The sequence below is a fragment of the Aquibacillus salsiterrae genome (assembly GCF_028416595.1).
Classification (GTDB): domain Bacteria; phylum Bacillota; class Bacilli; order Bacillales; family Amphibacillaceae; genus Aquibacillus_A; species Aquibacillus_A salsiterrae.
Genome location: NZ_JAMQKC010000003.1, coordinates 315,566 through 332,933, shown reverse-complemented (window position 1 = coordinate 332,933; position 17,368 = coordinate 315,566). Strand labels below are relative to the sequence as shown.

At 36.8% G+C, this 17,368-nt stretch carries 19 protein-coding genes; 12 read left to right on the top strand and 7 right to left on the bottom strand.

The window, feature by feature from the left end; genetic code table 11:
• Positions 1-1,410, top strand: a complete 1,410-nt coding sequence (gene lpdA / locus NC799_RS06310) for a dihydrolipoyl dehydrogenase (RefSeq protein ID WP_272445531.1) — start codon at positions 1-3, stop codon at positions 1,408-1,410.
• Between the two features lie 294 nt (positions 1,411-1,704).
• Positions 1,705-2,595: a polysaccharide deacetylase family protein gene (locus tag NC799_RS06305; RefSeq protein ID WP_272445530.1), complete on the top strand. Its 891-nt coding sequence runs from the start codon at positions 1,705-1,707 to the stop codon at positions 2,593-2,595.
• Positions 2,596-2,752: 157 nt separating this feature from the next.
• Here NC799_RS06305 and NC799_RS06300 read toward each other — a convergent pair whose 3' ends face one another.
• A complete protein-coding gene (locus NC799_RS06300; protein WP_272445600.1) occupies positions 2,753-4,225 on the bottom strand; it encodes an aminotransferase class I/II-fold pyridoxal phosphate-dependent enzyme in 1,473 nt (490 codons plus the stop codon).
• A gap of 191 nt (positions 4,226-4,416) precedes the next feature.
• Between NC799_RS06300 and NC799_RS06295 the strand changes: the two genes are divergently transcribed.
• A complete protein-coding gene (locus NC799_RS06295) occupies positions 4,417-4,683 on the top strand; it encodes a UPF0223 family protein (protein WP_272445529.1) in 267 nt (88 codons plus the stop codon).
• Positions 4,684-4,762: 79 nt separating this feature from the next.
• Here NC799_RS06295 and NC799_RS06290 read toward each other — a convergent pair whose 3' ends face one another.
• On the bottom strand, positions 4,763-5,380 hold the full coding sequence (locus NC799_RS06290; protein WP_272445528.1) for a YktB family protein: 618 nt from the start codon (positions 5,378-5,380) through the stop codon (positions 4,763-4,765).
• Between the two features lie 149 nt (positions 5,381-5,529).
• On the opposite strand from NC799_RS06290, the gene NC799_RS06285 reads away from it, so the two are divergent.
• Complete coding sequence (locus tag NC799_RS06285; protein ID WP_272445527.1) at positions 5,530-6,336, top strand: inositol monophosphatase family protein; 807 nt, start codon at positions 5,530-5,532, stop codon at positions 6,334-6,336.
• A 58-nt stretch (positions 6,337-6,394) separates the two neighbouring features.
• Here the strand turns inward: NC799_RS06285 and NC799_RS06280 are convergent, their stop codons facing one another.
• Complete coding sequence (locus tag NC799_RS06280; RefSeq protein ID WP_272445526.1) at positions 6,395-6,571, bottom strand: DUF5325 family protein; 177 nt, start codon at positions 6,569-6,571, stop codon at positions 6,395-6,397.
• A 107-nt stretch (positions 6,572-6,678) separates the two neighbouring features.
• On the opposite strand from NC799_RS06280, the gene NC799_RS06275 reads away from it, so the two are divergent.
• The gene (locus tag NC799_RS06275; RefSeq protein ID WP_272445525.1) at positions 6,679-7,047 is read left to right on the top strand and encodes a YlaH-like family protein; all 369 of its coding nucleotides are present in this window, start codon (positions 6,679-6,681) and stop codon (positions 7,045-7,047) included.
• A gap of 145 nt (positions 7,048-7,192) precedes the next feature.
• On the opposite strand, the gene NC799_RS06270 is transcribed toward NC799_RS06275, so the two are convergent.
• From NC799_RS06270 to NC799_RS06260, 3 genes are all read right to left on the bottom strand, one after another.
• On the bottom strand, positions 7,193-7,396 hold the full coding sequence (locus tag NC799_RS06270) for a YlaI family protein (protein ID WP_272445524.1): 204 nt from the start codon (positions 7,394-7,396) through the stop codon (positions 7,193-7,195).
• A 180-nt stretch (positions 7,397-7,576) separates the two neighbouring features.
• Positions 7,577-8,170, bottom strand: a complete 594-nt coding sequence (locus tag NC799_RS06265; protein WP_272445523.1) for a YhcN/YlaJ family sporulation lipoprotein — start codon at positions 8,168-8,170, stop codon at positions 7,577-7,579.
• Between the two features lie 182 nt (positions 8,171-8,352).
• Complete coding sequence (locus NC799_RS06260) at positions 8,353-8,835, bottom strand: ubiquitin family protein (protein WP_272445522.1); 483 nt, start codon at positions 8,833-8,835, stop codon at positions 8,353-8,355.
• Positions 8,836-9,022: 187 nt separating this feature from the next.
• Between NC799_RS06260 and NC799_RS06255 the strand changes: the two genes are divergently transcribed.
• Complete coding sequence (locus NC799_RS06255; RefSeq protein ID WP_272445521.1) at positions 9,023-9,304, top strand: Fpa/YlaN family protein; 282 nt, start codon at positions 9,023-9,025, stop codon at positions 9,302-9,304.
• 200 nt (positions 9,305-9,504) lie between these two features.
• A complete protein-coding gene (gene ftsW / locus NC799_RS06250; protein ID WP_272445520.1) occupies positions 9,505-10,707 on the top strand; it encodes a putative lipid II flippase FtsW in 1,203 nt (400 codons plus the stop codon).
• A gap of 197 nt (positions 10,708-10,904) precedes the next feature.
• On the opposite strand, the gene NC799_RS06245 is transcribed toward ftsW, so the two are convergent.
• Complete coding sequence (locus tag NC799_RS06245; RefSeq protein ID WP_272445519.1) at positions 10,905-11,804, bottom strand: COX15/CtaA family protein; 900 nt, start codon at positions 11,802-11,804, stop codon at positions 10,905-10,907.
• 481 nt (positions 11,805-12,285) lie between these two features.
• Here NC799_RS06245 and cyoE point away from each other — a divergent pair, with 481 nt between their 5' ends.
• From cyoE to ctaF, 5 genes are all read left to right on the top strand, one after another.
• The gene (gene cyoE, locus NC799_RS06240; RefSeq protein ID WP_272445518.1) at positions 12,286-13,224 is read left to right on the top strand and encodes a heme o synthase; all 939 of its coding nucleotides are present in this window, start codon (positions 12,286-12,288) and stop codon (positions 13,222-13,224) included.
• A gap of 70 nt (positions 13,225-13,294) precedes the next feature.
• On the top strand, positions 13,295-14,356 hold the full coding sequence (gene coxB, locus NC799_RS06235) for a cytochrome c oxidase subunit II (RefSeq protein WP_272445517.1): 1,062 nt from the start codon (positions 13,295-13,297) through the stop codon (positions 14,354-14,356).
• A gap of 45 nt (positions 14,357-14,401) precedes the next feature.
• Positions 14,402-16,258, top strand: a complete 1,857-nt coding sequence (gene ctaD / locus NC799_RS06230) for a cytochrome c oxidase subunit I (protein ID WP_272445516.1) — start codon at positions 14,402-14,404, stop codon at positions 16,256-16,258.
• On the top strand, positions 16,258-16,875 hold the full coding sequence (locus tag NC799_RS06225) for a cytochrome (ubi)quinol oxidase subunit III (protein ID WP_272445515.1): 618 nt from the start codon (positions 16,258-16,260) through the stop codon (positions 16,873-16,875). The genes ctaD and NC799_RS06225 overlap by 1 nt, the downstream gene beginning before the upstream one ends.
• Before the next feature lie 3 nt (positions 16,876-16,878).
• Positions 16,879-17,199: a cytochrome c oxidase subunit IVB gene (gene ctaF / locus NC799_RS06220; RefSeq protein ID WP_272445514.1), complete on the top strand. Its 321-nt coding sequence runs from the start codon at positions 16,879-16,881 to the stop codon at positions 17,197-17,199.
• The last annotated feature ends 169 nt before the right edge of the window (positions 17,200-17,368 follow it).

Sequence of the window (17,368 nt, the reverse complement as noted above, 5' to 3'; positions counted from 1 at the left end):
ATGGTAGTAGGAGATTTTCCGATTGAATTAGATACTCTAGTTGTTGGTGCTGGTCCAGGGGGATATGTTGCTGCAATTCGTGCTGCACAAACTGGACAAAAGGTAACAATTGTTGATAAAGGTGCACTTGGAGGAGTTTGTTTGAATGTCGGTTGTATTCCATCAAAGGCATTAATCCAAGCTGGTCACCGTTATGAATACGCTCATGGTTCTGATGACATGGGGATTAAAGCTGAGAACGTAAGTGTTGATTTTAGCAAGGTGCAAGAGTGGAAGGCAAGTGTTGTAAATAAGCTTACTTCTGGTGTTGAAGGCCTATTGAAAGGAAATAAAGTGGACATCGTTAAGGGAGAAGTTTATTTCGTTGACAAGAATACAGTAAGAGTTATGGATGATAAGAGCTCTCAAACTTACACATTTAAAAACTGTATTATCGCAACAGGCTCAACACCAATCGAGCTACCTACTTTTAAATACTCAGAGCGTGTATTAGATTCAACAGGAGCGTTGAATTTAAAAGAAATTCCTGAGAAAATGGTTGTTATTGGTGGCGGATATGTTGGAACAGAATTAGGCACTGCATATGCAAACTTCGGAACAAAAGTTACAATTTTAGAAGGTGCAAGTGATATTATTAGTGGATTTGAAAAGCAAATGACTTCGCTTGTCAAACGTAACCTGAAGAAAAAAGGTGTCGAGGTTGTAACAGAAGCTATGGCTAAAGGTGTAGAAGAAACAAAAGATGGTGTTAAGGTTACTTATGAAGTAAAAGGTAAAGAAGAAACGATTGATGCTAATTATGTCCTCGTTACTGTTGGTCGTCGTCCTAATACAAAAGAGATTGGACTCGAGCAGGTAGGTATTGAACTGGATGATAGAGGACTAATCAAAATTGATAAGCAATGTCGTACCAACTTGGAAAATATTTTTGCAATTGGAGATATTGTTGCTGGACCTCCACTAGCACACAAGGCATCGTATGAAGGAAAGGTTGCTGCAGAAGCAATCGCAGGGGAAAATGCAGAAATAGATTACCTTGCAATTCCAGCTGTTGTCTTCTCTGAACCGGAATTAGCATCGGTTGGATATACTGAAGCAGAAGCAAAAGAGCAAGGATTTGAAGTTTCTTCTGCAAAATTCCCATTTGCGGCAAATGGTCGTGCACTATCATTAAATAATAGTGATGGTTTCTTAAAACTTGTTACTCGAAAAGAAGACGGCTTATTAATTGGTGCACAAATTGCTGGACCTGGTGCAAGTGATATGGTTGCTGAACTTGGTTTAGCTATTGAAGCAGGAATGACAGCTGAAGATTTGGCACTTACCATCCATGCACACCCAACCCTTGGTGAGATTGTAATGGAAGCTGCTGAAGTAGCAATTGGTTCACCGATTCATATTATTAAATAAAGAAAGATTATAGATTAAATAAAAGACCAGTGCTCTGAAATGATAGAGCACTGGTCTTTTTAGTTTAAAAAAATCCAAGAGCTGTCTTTGCTCCGGGCACCTAGCCCACCTGAGGTCTGCACCTCTGGGAAATGAACTCCTACGAGTTACCCATTTTTATAATTCCAGGCATATTGTCTTTACTTCTCTTAATAAAATAAATTAAGGGAAAAGTTGTCCTAAGTTAATTATTTATGCTCCGGAAAAGGACTTTTTCATTTATAATAAAATAAAACAAACGAGGGTGGGATAAAATTGAAAAGTAAATGGCACTATTTATTAATAGCTATCCTTGTACTACTCGTTGGTTGTGGACAGAGTGTGTCTAAGGGTGTGGAAGAGAAGGGAGAAACTACTTCACAACAACTAAGTAATGACCAAGAACAAAAATTAGAGAATGTAGAAAAGAAAAGAGACGATTCAGCTGACAAGGCGGAAGAGAAAGAAGAGACAACTGTAGATAAAAACGAAGACGAGCCAAATGAAGTTGATGAGCCAGAGGAAGCTGAAATAATAGAGCCTAAGTATCAGTTAACAGACTACTGGAGTGTTAAACCAATTGATGATGCACCTGAACAAGTTGTGTTACTAACTATTGACGATGCACCTGATAAATATGCATTACAAATGGCAACAACGTTGAAAGAGCTTAACGCAAAAGCAATCTTTTTTGTCAATGGACATTTTCTCAATACTGAAGAAAAAAAAGAAGTATTAAAACAAATATATGACATGGGTTTTCCGATTGGAAACCACACGATAAATCACCAATCATTACCGGATTTATCGGAACAGCAACAAAGGGAAGAAATTGTCAAACTAAATGATATAGTAGAAGAGGTAACTGGTGAAAGACCAAAGTTTTTTAGAGCACCATTTGGACAAAACACCGAGTTCTCCACTAAACTTGCCGCAGAAGAAAATATGCTGTTGATGAACTGGTCATTTGGATATGATTGGGAAAAGGATTATCAATCAGAAGAGGCAATAGCTGATATCATGATCAATACAGAACTTCTCGGCAACGGCTCCAATTTATTGATGCACGACCGGGAGTGGACTGCAAAGGCGCTTGATAAAATTGTTAAGGGATTAAGAGACAAGGGATATACGATGGTTGACCCAGCTCTAATAAAAACTCCTTAAGAAAAGTGCAAGTCGCGCTGTTCAAGCTTAAGACCTCAGGCAGGATAGGCGCCCGGAGCTAGACAACTCTTGATCTTTTAATACTATCTTATTTCTAAAAAGGCAATTACGGTATGACCCGTAATCGCCTTTTTAGGTTTTAAACATAGCTAAGTGGTTATCTAAATGGGTGATGCTCCTTAATCACGTAGATGTTTTTCAATGACTCATCCTCTAATCCTTGGACAGGCAACCCTGCATCAAGGTTTTGCTTGATGTATTCAATATTGTCAAAAGTAATAATTTCCCCTGGTATAAAGATCGGGATCCCTGGAGGATATACCATAATAGATTCTGCGCTAATTCGACCGGCGGCATCTTCTAATTTAACTGTTTCTGTTTCAGCATAAAAAGCATCGCGCGGAGATAGAGCCAATACTGGTATATCAGGGATTTGTACGTGAATTTCTCTTTGAACAGCAGTATATTCCTTGTCACTAGCTAATTTTTGAAGTGCTTCAATGAGTAAATCCGTCTGTTTTTTCGAATCTCCTGGAGTAATAATACATAAAATATTATATAGGTCTGACAACTCTACTTCAATGTTATAGTGTTTCCGTAACCACATTTCAACGTCGTAGCCAGTTATACCCAGATCTTTTACCGAAATAATTAATTTGGTTGGATCGTAATGAAAGGTAGATTGACTTCCAAGTATTTCTTCACCAGGACAGTATAAGTTAGGAATAAGGTTAATTTGTTCTCTAGTTGCTTTTGCAAGTTGAATTGTTTTGTCGATTAACTCTTTCCCATGAATTGCTAACTGTTTTCTCGCTGTATCAAGTGATGCGAGCAAAATATAGGATGTTGATGTCGTCGTTAGCATGGAAAGTACACTCTGAACACGTTCGTGTGAGACGAGACCTTCTTTTAGATTTAAGATAGAGCTTTGGGTCATTGACCCACCTAGCTTGTGAACACTAGTTGCTGCAATGTCAGCACCCGCTTGCATGGCTGACATAGGTAATTCATCATGGAAATGAATATGTACCCCATGAGCTTCATCGACAAGAACTGGAGCACCATGGTCATGTGCAATTTCTACTATTTTTTTTAAATCAGCTGCCACACCAAAGTAAGTAGGATTGATAACGAGAACAGCTTTTGCATCTGGATGTGCTTGAAGTGCATTTTGGACAGCATCTGGCGTAATTCCGTGTGATATACCTAATTTTTTGTCAATTTCCGGATGAATGAATATAGGTGTTGCACCAGAAAAAATAATAGCGGTAGTTACCGATTTGTGAATATTTCTAGGAACAATTATCTTGTCACCGGGTCCACAAACACTAAGTACCATAGTCATGATTGCTCCACTCGTTCCTTGGACTGAAAAGAACGTGTGGTCAGCATGAAACGCTTGTGCAGCTAAATCTTGTGCTTGTTTGATCATTCCGTGTGGGTGATGTAGATCATCTAGCGGTTGTATATTAATTAAATCGATAGACAGGGCATTTTCACCGATAAACTGACGGAAGGTAGGATCCATTCCTGTACCTTTTTTATGTCCAGGAATATGAAATTGGGTTGGATTTTTTTTTGCGTGATCGAGTAATCCAGTAAATAATGGCGTGTCATATTGTGAATACATCATTGTAACACCTCTTCAATAATTCTTGAAAACAAAATTATAGCAAATACTGCGGCTAATAGCTAGTTTTAGCCAAAAATGCCACTTTCATGATAAGCTATTTAATAGGGTTGGTTTTTGGAAATAATTATGATGGATTAGGTGGTTAATATTCGTTGAAATAAGCCACTCTATGTATGGGAGGAAAATTGATGAACTATAGTTATCCAATTGATGAATCTTGGTCCAAACAGGAGATAATTGACGTAGTTAATTTCTTTTCTATGATAGAAAAGGCCTATGAGGACGGGGTAAAGGCGGATGATATCCTGATTTCTTATACTCGCTTTAAGCAAATCGTACCATCAAAGAGCGAAGAGAAAAAAATTTGTGGGAAATTTGAGAAGGAATCTGGATATTCCTGTTATCGTACTGTCAAAAAAGCACGAGAGTCTAATTCAAATAAAATTAAAATGTAGTCAAGCATACATAAGTATCCTCAAATCATCGTTAGCTAATCAGTAGGAAAGGAGAGCGCATAATGCTCTCCGCAAGTGCTTAATCTGATTTCAGTGCCTGCTTGTAAAATGGGAGTAGGTGATCAAAGGTATCCTTGATATGTTTTAACAATTCTTCACCATTTGTTATCAGTTTGTTTGTAGCAGCTACATGACGTCCTATTAAGAACTCAGCTTTTTTTACATCACGAAATCGCTCTAAATGGTTAAATTCCAAGCTTGTAACAGGAAAGGAGCCTTTTTTTGTATGATCTAAAGAGAATACAAAATCACTTGGAAGCTGTTTAAGACTTCCTAACTCATTTATGAATCTCTGTGCAATTTCAGACTTGTTTGGTAATTCATAAATTAAAGCAAACCAGATGAAGAGGTGGTCATCGAATAAGCCAACTTGAAAATGCGGGTGCTTTTTGTATCCCCGTTTGTTTTCGGCGATTGCAAGCCACGTATCCTTTGGTGGGTTGACAGACCTTCTAGCGTGCCTGGCAATGTGTAAATACAATTCATCGCCTAATGATGATGACAGGTGTTGAACTAATTCGTCACCAATCATTTTAAACTTTGGCTGAATCCGGGAACGAATAGCTTCCATCCGTTCGTCTAACCCTTCTATTAAAAATGTGTCAAAGTCTTCTTGAGTAAAACCATTAAAGGCCAAGATAATCTTCCTTTCTAATTGTTATGAAAAGGCTTATGCATGCCTATTTTATCATAGCTTGTTTTTAATACTAAAATTATTTTACTCGTAATCATGAGTCTGACCAAGGCGCCTACGCTTTTCTAAAATGGTATTGGAGGAGTTACGAAATGAAGGATCAATTAAGACAAGATATTTATAATCATGCAAAAAACTGGATATTAGAAGCTGGAAAACATCTGCGAGACGTTATTGATGAGCCGCTTTATATAGACACTAAGTCTAATCCTAATGATCTAGTTACGCAAATGGATAGAGAAACAGAACAATTTTTCACCAAACATATAAAAGAAACCTATCCAGACCATCGGATTTTAAGTGAAGAGGGATTTGGTGATGACGTTACCTCGCTAGAAGGTTTCGTATGGATCATTGATCCGATTGACGGAACGATGAATTTTGTTCACCAAAAAAAACATTTTGCTATTTCAATTGGCATTTATCACGAGGGCATTGGGCAAATAGGTTTGATTTACAATGTGATGGAGGATATATTATACAGCTCTATAAAGGGACAGGGAGCTTATAAAAATAATAAACGACTACCGAAGCTAGATACTAATTTAACGTTAGAGGAGTCGATACTAGTACTGAATAGTTTTTGGGCATGTGAAAATTCACGGATTAACGAAACAAAGATTCAACAATTAATTAAAAAGGTTAGAGGAACTAGATCCTATGGGTCTGCTGCACTGGAATTTGCATATGTTGCAGAAGGCATTGCCGACGGATATCTATCCATGCAACTAGCTCCTTGGGATTATGCTGCAGGAGTATTAATCATGGATGAAGTTGGCGGAATTACTACAAAGGCTGACGGTGCACCAATTGACATTCTCCATGATTCAACTATTTTTTCATGTAATAGGGAATTACATGATGAAATAACTGTTAATTATGTAGAGCTAAAACAATAGTCTTAACTAAAAAGCGTAAGAGTACTATTCGTGGTTAGTACCCTTACGCTTTTTAAACTTAATAGGATTGTCTTTTTCTTTTTAAAGAAATTCCGTATCCCATTAACCCAAACCCTAGGGCAATAAGTACGATAATCCAAAATATACTTCGAAAAGCAATCGCAATTCCAACTCCACTAAATGAAAAAATCACGAGACAAGCTAGTAGTAATTTAGAGAATTGAATAGTACGCATAATTTTCACCTCTTATTTTAATACATTTTATAATAATGCTAGCACCTTTACAACACTTCTAGTATGATAGAAAAGATGAAGAAGTGTAGTTTAGGGGGAAGACAGTTATGCAAAACAATTCAGTAATGCAAGTGCCAGATAATTTATGGCCCGTTGCAGATTTTTTTATGAAAGGTCTTGGGAACGAGATTGACTTTAATAACGAAGCAGATTTGACTATTCTTATTAAAGGTTTTTTCTTCCTATACTTAACCATTGTTATTTTAACTATTTTAGCATTTAAATTTGGATTTGCAAAAAAATTACCACCTTTGAAATCGGCCGTTGTATATCTAGTTCTAATCATAGGTACTTTCTTTATTACATTACTATTCGGAATGAACTTACCTATTGCAGAAAGTTTATTTGTTATTGCTTCAGTACTCGGACTATATCGGTATAGATTATATCGTGAAAGAAATAGTCAAAATTCATAATTAAAAACAGGGTCTACATTCTGTCTCGAGAACTAGACCCTGTTATTTTAAAAGATAAGAAAGTGAAAAAAATCCAAAAGCTGTCTACTTCATCGCCTACCCCGCCTGAGGTCTTAAGCTGGGCTAAGGCGCGACTAGTTGTCTTCTATATTAAACTATCTTGTTTGATCTTGAAATTGTATAATTTGAAATTCCCTGTTGCATGTCTTTTCTTAGTTTTTTCTTCTATTCTTTCGTCACATGTGGGACAAAGGTACATATGGATACGTCTATTTCGTAATCTTTTCGCTTGCAGTGAATTACTATTTATTGATTCAATTGAATCACATAAAACACATTTTACTCTCATTTATCTCTTCACCTCGATTAAAGAGTTTCTCTAATCGTAACATATTTTCCTCTATAAGATAATAATTTTTTGTTTTGAACCAATTATTTCACTGACCACCAAAACCTGATGTTAAAATCCGCGAAAAAAGGGAATAGCGCATTAACTGGAGTTTAATGCGCTAGTGAGGTGAAAATAAAATTACTTATTCATTTGTTGATTTGATTGATCTTCTTGGATTTCATCAAGCTTGTTTTCCTCTCGTTCATTAATCAATTCTTCATTGTCATCGGGCACTTCTGATTGGTTTTCTTTTACGGGCATTTCAGGCATGTATCTTCCTACGATTGCGGCTAACTCGTCAACGACACCTTCAATCGGGTGTCCTTGCTTTATTTTGTCAGCCATATTACGAATTCTTTCTGTTCCATCAGCATCTGCTACTACTATTGCTGTTTTTCCATAGGGATCATCTTGGAGTGCTTCGGCAACTGAGAACTTTACTGTACCAACTCTTGATCTGTCAAAATCTTTGTCTAAATCAACCCCAACAACAGCATATGGTCCTGCAACAACAGCATATGCCCCGTTTACATTAGGTACTTTGCTAGCAATGTTAGATAAGTGTTGAGCGATTTCTTCGTTCGAATAATCCTCTCTTTCCATCGGTGCAGTATTTTTAACTTGGATTGGTTGGTCACGTTTTTCACTTTGATTAGCTAAATTACTATTTTGCTGACAACCAATAAGAAAAACGGAGATCATAAGGATCGTACCTAGTGAAAGTTTGGTCATGTAAAACGCCTCCTTTAATTAAATGGCTAGGTGAAGTAAAGCAATTTGTGCTTTTTTCGTATTTTTTGTAAATTGACTACGTTTATACATGTACGAAACAAACAAAACGACGAAGTAATCTTCCTACTTCGTCGTTTTATTAGAAAAATAAGAAAAAATCCAGGATCTGCCTTGCGCTTTTCTTATTCAATGATTATTTTTTTTATGTTTTTAAATGGGCTGTGCTTATTGGAACCATCTCCGAAATACAAATGAATTGGGCCATCTTCTTTCAATGGCTTACCGTCTTTAGCAAACAATAGAAGGCTATTACGTAACTGGTCAATTGTAATTCTATGCTCATCATCAATTGTCTGCAGTCGAGCTACGGTTGCATTAGGGGCAACCTCTACTGTATTTATAAAATCTTTTATCGGCATTACGTATGTATTAGTTAATAACTTGCTTCGTTCAAATTTATCAATACTTCTGTTTACAGGTGGTTTGATAAAAGTTTCTCGGGCAAATCGGTCAGCCGTTCTTTTTAGCTCATCTTCAATGGAAGAATCTTTATCAGCCTTATCTAGAAATGCGTCATCAAACAATATTTTACGATCATCGAAGATCCAAACAGTTGGATCTATGGTGATTGGGTAAGTTAGATTTCCTACTAGTTGAACTATCATTACGTTTCCACCCTTCTATTTCTAACTAGTACCATCATAGCAAAGATTCCTGTTGTTTTCAGCTTTGGTGATTTTTTATACTAGCGCTATGTAAAAAAATAAAATGATTATTCGCTGATATCTTGCATTTTTATGTTATTAACGCTAATATAAATAAAAGAAAGTTAGTTTAACGGAGGGGATTTTTTTGATACCTGAAGTGGCTGTTACTGATCAAGAAAAAGCCTATGCCCTTCTAAAGGCCGATGCAGATAAAATTTTAAAGTTGATTAAAGTTCAGATGGATAACCTTACCATGCCACAATGCCCATTGTATGAAGAGGTATTGGATACACAAATGTTCGGTTTATCTAGGGAGATAGATTTTGCAGTGCGTTTACATTTAGTTTCTGAAGCTGATGGTAAAAAGCTTCTTGAAAACCTCGAAAGACAGTTAAATGTCCTTCATGAAGCTGCACAAAAGTCTTAGTAGTATTGAATAAAAAGAGCTTTGCCTAATTGGCAAGGTTTTTTTGATAGATAAGAAAGTTTATACTCAAGCCCGCCTGAGGACATAAGTCTCCTTTCTGTGGCAAAGGTTTGCCACGTTTTATCTTATGCCTGTCGTGCTGGCTAAGCGCGACCATTTCATTGTTTGATTAAAGATAATTTGATATAAGGGGTATACATATGAAGCAAAAATGGAAAACGTTCGATTTTACCCTTGTCTTTGTTCCATTACTCCTTGCTGCTTTCGGGTTAGTGATGATTTATAGCGCAAGTATGGTCACATCTGTTGTTGTCTATGATGTACCAAGTAATTTCTTTTTGTTACAACAGTTCAGGTGGTACATAATTGGAATTATCGGATTTATTTTTTGTAGTTTTTTTTCTTACCAAAGATACCAAGACATTATGAAATTTATTATTATTGCAATGACTGTCATGTTAATCCTTGTACTGTTTGTAGGGAAAGAAGTAAATAATGCACAGTCCTGGCTTAGTTTTGGCGGTATACAAGTCCAACCTGCAGAATTGGTTAAACTCGGTATCGTCTTGTACTTAGCATCCGTCTATTCGAAAAAACAAGATTACATATCTGATTTTATGAAAGGTGTATTACCTCCATTAGTGGTAACAATGTTTCTCTTAGGATTGATCGTCTTGCAGCCTGATGTTGGTACAGCAGCAATTATCTTTCTTATTGCATGTTCAGTTATTTTTAGTTCAGGCATTAAATTTCGCCACTTATCACTATTAATTATTACCGGTATCATTATGGTTGGGTTGGCAGCCACGCAAATGGTTACAAAAGAACGGTTAGAAAGATTTACCGGTGCCTATCAGCCTTTTTTAGACCCAGAAGACAGTGGCTATCATTTAATTCAATCGTATATTGCCATCGGTTCAGGTGGGTTAACAGGAGAGGGGTTAGGTCAAGGAGTTCAAAAGCTAGGGTATTTAACCGAGCCACATACTGATTTTATTATGGCAGTGATTGCTGAAGAATTGGGATTTTTTGGTGTTGTGTTAGTCCTCGGAATGCTTGCTACTATCGTGCTTCGTGGACTATATATTTCTCGCCGTTGTAAGGATAGTTTTGGTTCATTACTTGCGATTGGGATATCATCTATGATTGGTATTCAAGCATTTATCAATTTGGGTGCTATAAGTGGCCTTCTACCAATAACAGGAGTCCCTTTACCGTTTGTTAGTTACGGTGGCTCTTCTTTATTTATTCTATTGCTATCAGTCGGTATTCTGAATAATATTGCTAGACATGTAAAAGTTAGAGAAAAAGAAAATGCAGTTAAAAAAAGTGATATCGATACGAAAGGCAGTGCAATATCGGTTGCCCAAGCAAAATTACGAGGTGGAAAAACGATTAATTAAAGATTACATATGTAAAGGGGTACCAATCCAACTGGACTGGTACCCTTTTATTAATATTTAAAGGAAGATACCGAGATGGTAGTTTATGCTGCCCCGCATAAGGTCTTTTTTAAAAGAAAAGTATAAAGAAATCCAAGCGCAGCTAACAACAAGCGAAAGTAGCCATGTCCGGCTTCGGCGCTCTTGTTCAGAGATAGTTACTTTTGCTTTTGAAGGGTACTTCTTGAGCAAAGTAAAACAAAATAACATACAATACCAAAGTAAAGCGTGATTGCTAAGGAGTGAAGTAATGCAATAACAATATTGGCGTATGTAAATATGATGAATGCTCCCAACAACACTTGAACAATGATAAGTGCAAGTGCAACTGTCCACCCGTAATACATCACACGTCGATGTCGATAGTGATTTTGAATTCTAAAAAATAAGTAAATTGTCCAAAGAAAAGCAATTCCAGCAATGATTCGGTGTCCCATTTGAACCCATTGGCCAAAATGCATAGTAAAGCTAAATGGGTTTTGGTTGTCGCAAAATGGCCAACTTCCACAAGCTAGACTCGAATCAACATGCCTAACTAATGCTCCTGTATAAACGACCACCAAGATGTAAATAGCTAATCCATATATATGTTTACGTAACCCCTTATCAATAGTGAGTGATTCTGCATCAAACTTGTGATCGATTTCATGAATTAAGAGTGTAAGTAAGAATATAGCTGCAAAGGAAATTAACGAGATTCCAAAGTGAAGTGCTAAAACGAAATCGGATTGTGACCATAGGACCGCTGCCGCCCCGATTAACGCTTGAAATACTAGAAAGAATAAGGAAATAAACGACAAAAGCTTTACTTCTCTAATATGTCCAACATACTTAAAAGCTAAGACGGATAACAAGAGGACAACTAGCCCGGTAATACCCGAAACAGCTCTATGACTTAGCTCAATAATTAATTGCGCGTTAATTGTCCCTTCACATAACGGCCAGCTTGCCCCACATCCCATTCCAGACCCGGTTTTGGTAACGAGGGCACCTCCAATTAAAACTAAAATCATCGAAATTGTTGCTACTATGGATAATCTTTTTAAAAGTTTAATCATTCATATTGCCACCTCAAAATTTGTCATTCAACCAAAACGTAAAGAATTTGGGTGTGAATTGGATTTAATAATTCAATAGCCACAAGATATACTACCATGATTACAAACAATTTTCACTAAAAAGTGTAAAAAGGGTTGCATTGTCGACCTTTGTTTGCTAGAAATAAATAAGGGGATTTCAGAGTTTGACCAAATTTGCTGAAAATAGTCAAATAATTCCTTTATTCCAATCTGATGGTAAAGGCGATGGTGCCCTTTTCATTTGGTTATTGGGTAACATTTCACGAAATCGTCACAATATATATGATAAAGAGTAGTAAAATAGATTGGTATGTAATATCGTGATACAATAGGCTTGCAAGCTATGGACAAAATAATTAAAGATTAATTTATGTCGGAATTGGAAACGATAGAAGATAAGTGTGCATGTTTGTAAGTTCCTAAGGTTGTCAATGGTTTTTGGAAGGGGGAGAACTTATTAATGAACAAGGTGGAAACAACATCAACACAGATTTTACACAATTCAGAGAAAAATGAGAATACTACTACCTTGTGGATGGATCTCAAAGCGCTTTTGAAGGTAGGGATAATTAATTCTAATGTAATGACTGCCTTTGCTGGTTTTTGGTTAGCGCTTTATTTTACGGGAGCCTCTTTTACGGACCATCTCGTCACATTGTTGTTTGCAATGATTGGTACTGCTCTAGTTATTGCAGGAGCCTGTGTGCTAAATAATTATTATGATCGAGATATAGATCCAGTAATGCAAAGGACAAAAACTCGTCCTACAGTTACAGGAAGCATACCACTTGCTTATATTTTATTACTTGGTATATTACTTTCGATACTCGGGGTTGTTTTGTTAGCTCTTACTACAATTCAAGCAGCTATATTTGGTTTAATTGGATGGTTTGCGTATTTTGTTTTATATACAATATGGTCAAAACGAAGGTACACGATTAACACTGCAATCGGCAGTTTATCGGGTGCTGTACCACCTGTTATTGGGTGGACTGCAGTTGAACCTCAACTTGATATTATTCCAATTGCCCTTTTCTTAATTATGTTTATATGGCAAACACCACATTTTTTAGCATTAGCAATGAAAAAGAGTGAGGATTACCGAAAAGCGGGGATACCTATGTTGCCAGTAGTATATGGTTTTCCTATCACCAAGAGACAAATTGTGGTATATGTAGCTTGTTTACTACCATTACCATTTTATCTATATTCTTTGGGCAAGGTATTTATTATCCTTGCTACGCTATTAAATGTTGGATGGTTAATTTTAGGGGTTCGAGGCTTCTATTCAAAAGATGATTTGAAGTGGGCCCACGGAATGTTCATGTATTCGTTATTTTATTTAACTATTTTCTTTATATCGATGGTATTACTTACATTTCTACCTGTGGTTAGTTAAATTAGAATATTTATAATATTCTAATTGAACAATATATTAAGAAGGATTTTAAAGAAAGAGAGGTATTTGCATGAAAGGTTGGATGGGAAAAATCCGTGCTCTGTTTTTGTTAAGCTCACTTGCGCTTATTCTTTCAGGTTGCGGAAGAGAGAACTTGACCGCCTTTTTACCGAAGGGTTATGGGGCAGAAGTATCATTAAATCTAATAATTATTTCATTAGCTGTAATGATATTTGTGTTTATTGTCGTCATGATTATTTATACGGTTGTTTTAGTGAAATACCGTAGAAAAAAAGGCCAAGAGGATTACATTCCGAAACAAACAGAGGGGAACAAAGCGTTAGAAATTATTTGGACTGTTATTCCGATACTACTATTAGTAATTATTGCAGTTCCAACTGTATCTGCAACATTCGATCTTGCAGATGAGTCAGAAAAAGAGGATACGTTAAACATCAAAGTAACTGGTAACCAGTATTGGTGGCATTTTAGTTATGAAGACGAAGAGATCCAAACAAGCCAAGATCTCTACATACCTGTAGGAAAACGAATTTATTTGAACATGGTTTCTAGTGATGTTCTTCATTCTTTCTGGGTACCTTCAATAACAGGTAAGATGGATACCAATCCTGAAAATGAAAACACCATGTATATTGAAGCATACGAAGAAGGGGTATATTGGGGTAAGTGTGCTGAATTATGTGGACCTTCGCACTCTTTAATGGATTTCAAAATTGTAGCTGTTAGTGAAGAGGAATACAATCAATGGGTTACAGACATGCAGAATTTTGATGCTGAAGCAGTACCTGAAACTGCTAGTGCACAAGAAGGACAAGAATTATTCCAAAATAATTGTATCTCATGTCATGCGTTAGGATCGAGCCCTGTTGCGGTCGCGCCTAATTTAACAGATTTTGGTAATCGAACAAAAATTGCTGGGGTACTAGATTTTGATAAAGAAACATTAGTGGGTTGGATTTCAAATCCAGAAGAGTTTAAAGAGGGCAATAAAATGACAAACGCTGAATACTTAAAGAATGGCTCTTTAAGCGAAGAAGAAATAAGTAAAATTGCAGATTATTTATTACAATTAAAACCAACAACAATTACTCCGGAAAGCGCTACTAACTAATGAGTAATAAGGGATGGAAGAGGTTTTTAAGGGAGGTAAAATAGCGTGAGCACAACAATTGCGCAGAATCGTAGCTTTGGCGCAGCCTTGTGGGATTATCTAACTACTGTTGACCACAAAAAGATAGGAATTCTTTATCTTGTTAGCGGTGGATTTTTCTTTCTACTTGGTGGACTTGAAGCAATGGCGATTCGAATTCAGTTAATTAAACCAGCAAATGATTTTGTAAGTGCAGGTTTTTATAATCAAATTTTAACGATGCATGGAACAACAATGATTTTCTTGGCTGCAATGCCACTGATATTTGCCCTAATGAATGCAGTAGTACCGCTCCAAATAGGAGCAAGAGACGTAGCATTTCCATTTTTGAATGCATTAGGCTTTTGGCTGTTTTTAGCTGGTGGCTTAATTTTGAATGCAAGTTGGTTCTTGGGCGGGGCACCTGATGCGGGGTGGACTGCTTATGCACCCTTGTCAACAACATCTCCTGGACACGGAGTGGATTTCTATGTTCTAGGACTGCAAATATCTGGTGCTGGAACGTTAATTGCAGGAATTAACTTTCTGGTTACTATCGTAAATATGCGTGCTCCAGGTATGACATATATGCGAATGCCTTTATTTACATGGACTACTTTTGTGGTGAGTGCACTTATCTTGTTTGCTTTCCCGGCACTTACAGTAGGACTTTTCTTGTTAATGTTTGACCGGTTATTTGGTTCCGGTTTCTTTGACGCCAGTATGGGAGGGAACTCTGTTATTTGGGAACATTTATTCTGGATTTTTGGCCACCCAGAAGTTTACATTCTTATATTACCGGCCTTTGGTGTGTTTAGTGAAATCCTTCCTGTTTTCTCTAAAAAACGTTTATTTGGTTATACTGCAATGGTGTTTGCAACAGTACTAATCGGGTTCTTAGGCTTTATGGTATGGGCACACCATATGTTTACCGTAGGTTTGGGTCCTGCAGCAAACTCTATTTTTGCAGTAGCAACGATGGCAATTGCTGTCCCGACGGGTATAAAGATCTTTAACTGGTTGTTTACCCTTTGGGGAGGTAATATCACGATTAATACAGCAATGCTATACTCGCTCAGTTTTATTCCAACGTTTACAATTGGAGGTATGACTGGGGTTATGTTAGCAGCAGCAGCAGCAGATTATCAGTTTCACGATACATACTTTGTTGTTGCACACTTCCACTATGTTATCGTTGGTGGGGTAGTATTTGGTATCTTTGCCGGTCTACATTATTGGTGGCCAAGAATGTTTGGTAAAATTTTAGATGAGAAATTGGGTAAATTGACGTTCTGGACATTCTTTATTGGTTTCCACTTAACTTTCTTTATTCAGCACTTCCTTGGTTTAATGGGTATGCCAAGAAGATATTGGACGTTCCTACCTGACCAAGGCTTAGATACAGGAAACTTAATTAGTACTATTGGTGCCTTTTTGATGGCCTTTGGTACGATTGTCTTCGTGATCAACGTTATTGTTACTTCAGTAAAAGGTGAAAAAGTAGGCGGGGACCCATGGGATGGTCGTACGTTAGAATGGGCAATTGCTAATCCAACTCCTCACTATAATTTTAAACAAACACCTTTAGTACGTGGTTTAGATGCATTTTGGATTGAGAAAATGGATGGACGTAAAGAAATGACTCCAGCTGAACCTGTTGATGATATTCACATGCCTAATTCATCAATCTTACCATTTATTATGGCACTTGGGTTGTTTATAGCTGGATTTGGATTTATTTACCAAGTGGATAACAGTGCTTGGTTGGCAGCTGTATTTATTGGAATGGGTATCTTATTAGGATGTATGTTTATTCGTTCAGTTAAAGATGACCATGGTTATCATATCCATAAAGAAGATTTAGATAAGGGGGCTGGGTTGTAATGAGTAATGATACACTAAATCCAAAGGTTATGCCTGAGGAACCCGAAAAAGCTACCCTTGAGGGAAAGAATAAATTTTTAGGCTTTTGGTTTTTCCTTGGAGGAGAGACCGTGTTGTTTGCGAGTTTATTTGGTACTTTTCTTGCCTTAAGAAACTCAACGAACGGCGGACCTTCATCACAAGAATTATTTGGACTTGATTTGGTGTTCATCATGACTATGTTGCTACTAACTAGTTCATTGACTAGTGTAGTGGCAATATATCAAATGAAAAAAAATAACTTTGCTAAAATGCAAGCATGGCTTGCAATTACTGTCATTCTTGGTTTTGGATTTCTTTCATTAGAGATTTATGAGTTTTATGAGTATATTACCCTTGAAGATTTTACCTTCCGTTCTTCTGCATTTGGATCAGCCTTTTATACGCTAGTCGGATTTCACGGTGGCCACGTTCTATTTGGTTTACTTTGGATTTTAACATTGATGATTCGAAATGCGAAAAGAGGATTAAACTTATATAATGCACCGAAGTTCTACGTTGCAAGTTTGTACTGGCACTTTATTGACGTTGTTTGGGTATTCATCTTTACGGTTGTATATCTAATGGGGGTGATTTAGACAATGACTGAGAACATCAATTCGACAAACAGTGATGGGTACTATGAACAAAAGAAAAAAGAAGAGATGAAACATCAACTAATTACCTTTGCTTTAATGATTATCTTTACATTTATAGCATTTGGAATGGTACTTGCAGAATTAGATAAGTTGTTTGTTATTCCGATTATCATTGTTTTAGCGATAGTTCAAGTAATCTTTCAACTATATTATTTCATGCACATGAGTCACAAGGGACATGAATTACCATCAATTATGATTTATGGTGGGTTAAGTGTAGCGTTTTTAACCATCCTAACATTTTTAGTTTTGATTTGGTGGTAAAGATAAATGAGGTTCGGGTTACCCCCGGCCTCTTTTCTTTAAAAGATAAGAAAGTTTAAAAAAACCAAGAGCTGTCTAGCGCAGAATGCCTAACGGTCTGAGGTCTTAAGCTGACCAAGGCGCTCGCTTTTCTTTTCAAACTAGTAAGAAACATTGTCACAGGCCGTCA

What these genes read in the sequence shown, in the direction of transcription:
- lpdA (WP_272445531.1), top strand. Translation starts at nt 1, where the DNA reads ATGGTAGTAGGAGATTTTCCGATTGAATTAGATACTCTAGTTGTTGGT.
- NC799_RS06300 (WP_272445600.1), bottom strand. Translation starts at nt 4,225, where the DNA reads ATGTATTCACAATATGACACGCCATTATTTACTGGATTACTCGATCAC.
- NC799_RS06295 (WP_272445529.1), top strand. Translation starts at nt 4,417, where the DNA reads ATGAACTATAGTTATCCAATTGATGAATCTTGGTCCAAACAGGAGATA.
- NC799_RS06285 (WP_272445527.1), top strand. Translation starts at nt 5,530, where the DNA reads ATGAAGGATCAATTAAGACAAGATATTTATAATCATGCAAAAAACTGG.
- NC799_RS06280 (WP_272445526.1), bottom strand. Translation starts at nt 6,571, where the DNA reads ATGCGTACTATTCAATTCTCTAAATTACTACTAGCTTGTCTCGTGATT.
- NC799_RS06275 (WP_272445525.1), top strand. Translation starts at nt 6,679, where the DNA reads ATGCAAAACAATTCAGTAATGCAAGTGCCAGATAATTTATGGCCCGTT.
- NC799_RS06270 (WP_272445524.1), bottom strand. Translation starts at nt 7,396, where the DNA reads ATGAGAGTAAAATGTGTTTTATGTGATTCAATTGAATCAATAAATAGT.
- NC799_RS06265 (WP_272445523.1), bottom strand. Translation starts at nt 8,170, where the DNA reads ATGACCAAACTTTCACTAGGTACGATCCTTATGATCTCCGTTTTTCTT.
- NC799_RS06260 (WP_272445522.1), bottom strand. Translation starts at nt 8,835, where the DNA reads ATGATAGTTCAACTAGTAGGAAATCTAACTTACCCAATCACCATAGAT.
- ftsW (WP_272445520.1), top strand. Translation starts at nt 9,505, where the DNA reads ATGAAGCAAAAATGGAAAACGTTCGATTTTACCCTTGTCTTTGTTCCA.
- NC799_RS06245 (WP_272445519.1), bottom strand. Translation starts at nt 11,804, where the DNA reads ATGATTAAACTTTTAAAAAGATTATCCATAGTAGCAACAATTTCGATG.
- cyoE (WP_272445518.1), top strand. Translation starts at nt 12,286, where the DNA reads ATGAACAAGGTGGAAACAACATCAACACAGATTTTACACAATTCAGAG.
- coxB (WP_272445517.1), top strand. Translation starts at nt 13,295, where the DNA reads ATGAAAGGTTGGATGGGAAAAATCCGTGCTCTGTTTTTGTTAAGCTCA.
- NC799_RS06225 (WP_272445515.1), top strand. Translation starts at nt 16,258, where the DNA reads ATGAGTAATGATACACTAAATCCAAAGGTTATGCCTGAGGAACCCGAA.
- ctaF (WP_272445514.1), top strand. Translation starts at nt 16,879, where the DNA reads ATGACTGAGAACATCAATTCGACAAACAGTGATGGGTACTATGAACAA.